The sequence below is a fragment of the Limnofasciculus baicalensis BBK-W-15 genome, assembly GCF_024178385.1.
GTDB lineage: Bacteria > Cyanobacteriota > Cyanobacteriia > Cyanobacteriales > Coleofasciculaceae > Limnofasciculus > Limnofasciculus baicalensis.
This window is the reverse complement of record NZ_JAMZMM010000034.1, coordinates 21347-27346: the sequence shown is the minus strand read 5'-3', so window position 1 is coordinate 27346 and position 6000 is coordinate 21347. Positions and strand designations below refer to the sequence as shown.

At 40.6% G+C, this 6000-nt stretch carries 8 protein-coding genes and 1 pseudogene; 8 read left to right on the top strand and 1 reads right to left on the bottom strand.

Annotated features, from left to right (window positions below; genetic code table 11):
• The first annotated feature begins 217 nt into the window (after window positions 1-217).
• The 7 genes from NJ959_RS05745 (at window position 218) to NJ959_RS05715 (ending at window position 4000) form a co-directional block, all read left to right on the top strand.
• A complete protein-coding gene (locus NJ959_RS05745) occupies window positions 218-742 on the top strand; it encodes a DUF1993 domain-containing protein (RefSeq protein WP_254010798.1) in 525 nt (174 codons plus the stop codon).
• A 135-nt stretch (window positions 743-877) separates the two neighbouring features.
• Window positions 878-1468 carry a Uma2 family endonuclease gene (locus NJ959_RS05740; protein WP_254010797.1) on the top strand — a complete coding sequence of 197 codons (591 nt, stop codon included), beginning with the start codon at window positions 878-880 and terminating at the stop codon, window positions 1466-1468.
• Between the two features lie 90 nt (window positions 1469-1558).
• Window positions 1559-2071, top strand: a complete 513-nt coding sequence (locus tag NJ959_RS05735; RefSeq protein WP_254010796.1) for a GNAT family N-acetyltransferase — start codon at window positions 1559-1561, stop codon at window positions 2069-2071.
• A 268-nt stretch (window positions 2072-2339) separates the two neighbouring features.
• Window positions 2340-2558: a hypothetical protein gene (locus NJ959_RS05730; RefSeq protein ID WP_254010795.1), complete on the top strand. Its 219-nt coding sequence runs from the start codon at window positions 2340-2342 to the stop codon at window positions 2556-2558.
• The gene (locus NJ959_RS05725) at window positions 2555-2824 is read left to right on the top strand and encodes a type II toxin-antitoxin system RelE family toxin (protein WP_254010794.1); all 270 of its coding nucleotides are present in this window, start codon (window positions 2555-2557) and stop codon (window positions 2822-2824) included. The genes NJ959_RS05730 and NJ959_RS05725 overlap by 4 nt, the downstream gene beginning before the upstream one ends.
• 193 nt (window positions 2825-3017) lie before the next feature.
• A complete protein-coding gene (locus NJ959_RS05720) occupies window positions 3018-3605 on the top strand; it encodes a Uma2 family endonuclease (RefSeq protein WP_254010793.1) in 588 nt (195 codons plus the stop codon).
• A 23-nt stretch (window positions 3606-3628) separates the two neighbouring features.
• Window positions 3629-4000, top strand: coding sequence for a helix-turn-helix domain-containing protein (locus tag NJ959_RS05715; RefSeq protein WP_254010792.1), 372 nt, complete (start codon window positions 3629-3631; stop codon window positions 3998-4000).
• Window positions 4001-4010: 10 nt separating this feature from the next.
• Here the strand turns inward: NJ959_RS05715 and NJ959_RS05710 are convergent.
• A pseudogene (locus NJ959_RS05710) lies at window positions 4011-4280 on the bottom strand (phage integrase N-terminal SAM-like domain-containing protein).
• A gap of 105 nt (window positions 4281-4385) precedes the next feature.
• On the opposite strand from NJ959_RS05710, the gene NJ959_RS05705 reads away from it, so the two are divergent.
• A complete protein-coding gene (locus NJ959_RS05705; protein ID WP_254010791.1) occupies window positions 4386-5912 on the top strand; it encodes an RNA-directed DNA polymerase in 1527 nt (508 codons plus the stop codon).
• Window positions 5913-6000 lie beyond the last annotated feature (88 nt).

The following is a 6000-nucleotide window of genomic DNA, read 5'->3' as shown; positions in this document are numbered from 1 at the left end:
ACAGCAGAAGGGACTACTCTAACTTTACACCATAACCGCCTTGGCGGTTGCTATATCTGGCAATCCGCCCTTAGAGATTGCTGAAGAACTCAAAGACTTGTTCATCCAGATCAACTTGAGCCAATATCTGAAGCGTCAAGGAATCCACATCGATATTAGCGAACTGCAAGGGCTGGTCAGTTAATAGTTGTCACCCCGTCAGGTTTCTAAAAATTCTATGGAAAATCAGAAGATCGTAGCATTACAAAATATCTTCAGTTCTAGACTCGATACCTTGAGTCATCTTTTAGAGGTAGCAGAGAATCATTTCGCAGACGATTTAGAGTCTCTATTGCAGCGTCGCATAGCGCCCGATATGTTTCCTTTCAGCACACAAATAGCATTTGTTTGCAATCAGCCCCGTAACTTCGCATTGTGGTGCAAAGGACAGTCGGCAAACAACTTGAACCCCGATGTCGCATCTCTAGTTGAGGCACGCGGTCATATTTCATCTACTAAGGAGTTGTTGGCAAGTATCAATGTTGCTGATTCTAAACTGTCAGAACTCAATCGGATCGATCTTGGGCAAGGGCTATACGCAGAATTATCTGGACTTTCCTATATAAATGATTTTCTGATGCCAAACTTTTATTTCCATATAACAACGGCGTACAATATCCTGCGTATGGCAGGAGCGCCAATAGGTAAGCGCGACTTTATGATCCATTTAGTACCTTCTCTGAAACATCAAAGCAATGGATAACAACCGCAATGTACCGAAACTTAAAAGTATACTGGTTTATAGCTAGATTTATCTGAGTCCGGCGATCGCGAACGTTATCTCGTAAACGTTGCCTAACCTTGGAGATGATTCGGAATCTACCCATTACCTAAAAAAATGATCGCGGCAAAAGAAAACTTTCCCCAACTTACCCCAGCAGAATACTTCGCCTGGGAAGAAAAGCAGCTAGAAAAGCATGAGTATATCGACGGTCAAGTCTACGCCATGAGCGGCGGCAGCGTCAATCACGGTCGCATTGCCATTAGGCTTACTGCCATGTTCGATAATCATTTAGAAAATAGCGGTTGCATAACAGGTAATTCTGATGTCAAAATTAATATTTTTGAAACCAGTAACTATACTTACCCCGATGCCAGCGTCACCTGCGACGAACGCGATAAAACCACAACCCAATATATTACCTATCCCTGCCTAATCGTTGAAGTTCTTTCGCCTAGCACCGAATCCTATGACAGAGGTGGCAAATTTAGAATGTACCGCAAAAATCCAGTCTTACAAGATTATTTATTAGTCAGTTCCACCAGCATCGAAATGGACTTGTATCATAAAAATGATGCTGGTGAATGGCTGATTATTAACTACCAAGCAGGCGACACCATAGAACTCAAAAGTATCAATTTGAGCTTTGCGATCGAGCAAGTCTATCGCGGTCTGGACTTGATACCAGAATCTGAATCAACTACCTAAATTTACGAAATTATTTGAACACACCCCATCTCAAGATGTCGATCGCAGCCGATGGGCGATCGGGTGGAAGAATAGGGACATAGTTATATTATGTTGACTCTTCATCAAGCAACAGGTCATCAGTTATCCGCACTCCTTGAACAACCCGCTCGTTCTGAAATAGATGGATTCCTCCTGCCAAAGAGTGAAGAGGTCGCTCCTCGGTTCTGGGTAGAGTTTGTGAATGACCAATTAAGGCAATACCCTGAAAACAGTTTTTGGTGGTCTCCTCGGTCGATCGTAGTCGATTCTCTTGCAGAGACACTTCGTGAACGATTAATGGTTGGAATGATCGGATTTAAAAGTCCTCCAGACAGTAATGGCTCAGTTGAAATTGGATATGGAATTGTGCCTTCTCAACAAGGACACGGATTTGCGACTCAAGCGGTGGATTTGTTAGTTAAAGAGGCATTTTCAAAGGCTGAAATTCAAACGATTGTGGCTTATACTGTGCCGATGAATTCAGCATCCGGGAGAGTTTTGGAGAAGAATCAATTTGTGAGAGATGGGAGTAAAATCGATCCAGAGGATGGCGAAGTCTGGGTTTGGCGAAGAATGCGGTAAAGGAACTAAGCGAGTCGGCGATCGCAAAATAACTATGTCCATAACCCTATCAGCGTATGGAGGAATCAGTAAGGTATGCCCAGAAAAGATCGCCTCTACACAATCCCAGAGGATCTTCCCATCCCGATTGATGACGGTATGTGTGACCAAGGTAGGCGTATTCAGCAAGAAGAATAAGTTCACCATCTCTTCGCTTGAAGATAATTTCTTTCTACCTGAGAGCAGCGATAATAGATAGGGTAAGTATAAAGTGCTGAGTGGGGTAGCAATGACTGACTTGCTTGAGCGTGCGATCGCCAGATTACAAACCTTGCCTGCAAGCGAGCAGGACGCGATCGCTGCCATGATTTTGGCAGAAATTGAGGACGAGAGGCGTTGGGATGAATCATTCTCTCGCTCACCGAATATTCTTGCAAAACTGGCTGCTTCTGCAATGGCTGAGTATCGTGCAGGTCAAACTCAAGAACTTGACCCGGAGACACTGTGAAATCGCGCACTACTACCGAGTTCCGTAAATTATTCGCTGATTTACCTAAACAGGTTCAAGAGCAAACCCGTGCAGCGTATCGTCAGTTTAAGGAAGACCCAAGCTATCCAAGTCTACGCTTCAAGAAGGTGCATCCGGAGTTGCCAATTTACTCCGCCCGTATTAGCAAAAGTTATCGAGCGATTGGGCAATTAGATGGAGATACAGCGATCTGGTTTTGGGTGGGTTCTCACGCAGAATACGACAGGTTGTTGGAGCAGTTGTAGCAGCACGGCATAACAATCCCGTTGCACATCGACCGTTGAGAGGTTATCGGTTGGAGTTCGAGGTTATCTGCGTAAACTCGCCTGGGACGGCGACCTCGATCGCATGAGAACGGATACGGAACAATAGTAAGCCCATGATTATTGTTGATTCCAGCGTCTGGATTGACTACTTTTTTTAAATTAGGAGATTATTATGATTGCAGCTAGAGAGCAGGAGCGGTACTTTACGCCTGAAGAGTATTTTGCTTGGGAGGAGCAACAATTAGAAAAACATGAGCTAATCGATGGTCGCGTGTATGCGATGAGTGGCGGGACTAGAAATCACAGTGATATCGCGGGAAACTTTTTATTGACTATCAAGTCCCATCTGCGGGGTAGTGGTTGTAAAACATACAATTCTGACTGCCGCGTAAATATCCTCAATACTCGCAACTATACCTATCCAGATCTGAGTGTCACTTGCGATCCGCGAGATAATTCTAGCCCTCAATATATTACCTATCCCTGCTTGATTGTTGAGGTTTTATCGGATAATACCGAGGCTTACGATCGCGGCAAGAAGTTTGACAAATATCGCCGCAACCCGAATTTAATTGATTATGTTTTAGTGAGTTCGGATGAGATGGCGATCGATATTTATCATAAAAATGATGCGGGGGATTGGTTGATTCTGAGCTATCGAGCGGGCGATCGCGTCGAGCTTAAAAGTATTGGTTTAAGCTTGCCGATCGAGCAATTTTATGAAGAAATTGTTTTCGACCGATTGCCTGATGCGGTTTAGTAAAGCACATAGATGAGGTAATTATGTACAGCCTAAAACCTATTAGAAGCCAAGAAGATTACAAAGCATCGCTGAAAGAAATAGAGCGTTTGTTTGAAGCTCCTCAAGGAACTCCAGAATTCGATCGATTAGAAATATTAGTCACCTTAGTTGAAGCCTACGAAAACAAACATGAGCCGATCGTGATGCCCGATCCGATCGAAGCAATTCTTTATTATCTAGAAAGTCAAGGTCTAACTCAACAGCATCTAGAAGCCGTAATAGGTAGTCACGATCGAGCGATGGAAATTCTCAATCGTAAAGCTCCACTCACCCTTGAAATAATCCGGCAGTTAAATCAAAAGTTAGGTATTTCAGCACAAGTTCTCATTCAACCTTACGCATTGGCATATTAGCTTGTAACGATTATAAACGGTAAAGGAATAAAAGTGCTGAAAGCGCAATATTTTGAGTGGAAGCAGCGATTTTTCGGTGATTAGCAAGATAGGAAAGATAAGCCCGAATTTATTCAGATCCCATATCTTGAGGATGTCGCTTTTTATGAAAATAAATGTAATCTAAAATATAATAAAGATAGCTTTTTTCGGTAGGACGGCTCATATGTTTGAGCCGAAGTGTGCGGCGAACTTGCTGTAGGAAAGGAGATTCTGATGGGGAGTAAGAAGGAGTTGACATACATCCTCAATCTGCGGTATTATACGTCTATACTCAGTATTGTACCGCAACTGCGATATAATTATAAGTTAGACTTCAAAGAGAAATCTTGATAATTAAAGAGTAATGAAAAGAATTCTGGATTTCTCCTATGCTGATGCACGAAGATTTTTACTAAAAGAAGAAAGCTACTACAACTTTGACTTGCCAAAATACTTTGTCTTTCAGAAACTTCTTGAGCAGATATCTCAAGAGATCCAAGAAAAGCCTCTATCTGACTACTATAGAAACTATGTTGACGCTTCTGGAAAAACAAAAACAACCCGCCCTTGTGATTATGAAAATGTCAATCACAGATTTCTAAACAATAAGGATGGTAAATTCGCTTGGAGACCCCTTCAGTTAGTTCATCCAGCAATATATGTATCCCTTGTCCATAAAATTTCAAAGGAAGAAAATTGGAATGTAATCGTAAGTAGAATGGAGGAATTTAGGAGCAATTCAAAAATTAGATGTCTCAGTCTTCCTGTCGAGAGTGATGATGAACTGTCAGACAGGGCAACTACTGTAAGCAATTGGTGGCATTCCGTAGAGCAAGGATCAATTGAACTAGCTCTTAAATATCAGTATGTTGTACATACTGATATTTCTGACTGTTATGGTTCCATATACACCCATTCAATAGCATGGGCTTTACATACAAGAGAATCTGCCAAGAATAACAGAAATGATAGGAATCTAATTGGTAATGTTATTGATTACTACATCCAAGATATGTCATTCGGACAAACAAATGGAATTCCACAAGGCAGTGTATTGATGGATTTTATAGCTGAAATCGTCTTAGGTTATGCAGATTTAGAATTGTCTCAAAAAATACATGACACATCTATAGAGGATTATGAAATCTTAAGGTATAGAGATGATTATAGGATTTTTACAAACAACCCACAAGATGGTAATTTAATATTAAAACTTTTAACTGAAATTCTTGTTGATTTAGGTCTAAAACTAAATTCACAAAAGACGCTTGCTTCAAATCATGTAATTGCAAATTCAATTAAGCAAGATAAATTAGACTGGATTAAAAGTCAAAAAAAGATTGCAAACTTACAAGGACAACTACTTCTTATTCATGACTTTTCATGCAAACACCCTAATTCTGGAAGCTTGAGTAAAGCACTAGATAAGTTTTTTGCTCAAATCAAAAGATTAAAAAATAATAGAGATGACGTTTTAGTTTTGATCAGTATTCTTGTAGATATAATGTTCAAAAATCCAAGAATTTATCCGATTGGTGCAGCCATACTCAGCAAATTCCTTTCTTTGATTAATTCTGGCGATGAGAAAATCAAAATTCTTAATGCAATCATTGCTAAATTCAGGCTTTTGCCAAACATAGGCTATCTTGAAATCTGGATTCAGAGAATTGTGCTAAAAACTGATCATGAAATTCACTTTGAGGAGCCAATATGTAGGAAATTAAATGAGGCAAATGTTTCATTGTGGAATTCAGACTGGTTGAATAACAATAAACTCAAGAAACTTATCACCAATTGCTCAATAGTTGAAAGAAAAATTATCGAAGAGATGGATGAAATAATGGAAGAAGAAGAAGTAAGGCTTTTTGGCAGCAAAAATATATACCTGTAGGTCAATGAGAGTCTAACACTGCGTTGGAGCGGATGGGCGCGAGATATTGGTGGTGCTGCTAAAGTAATTTGCCACCGCTCAACTTTGC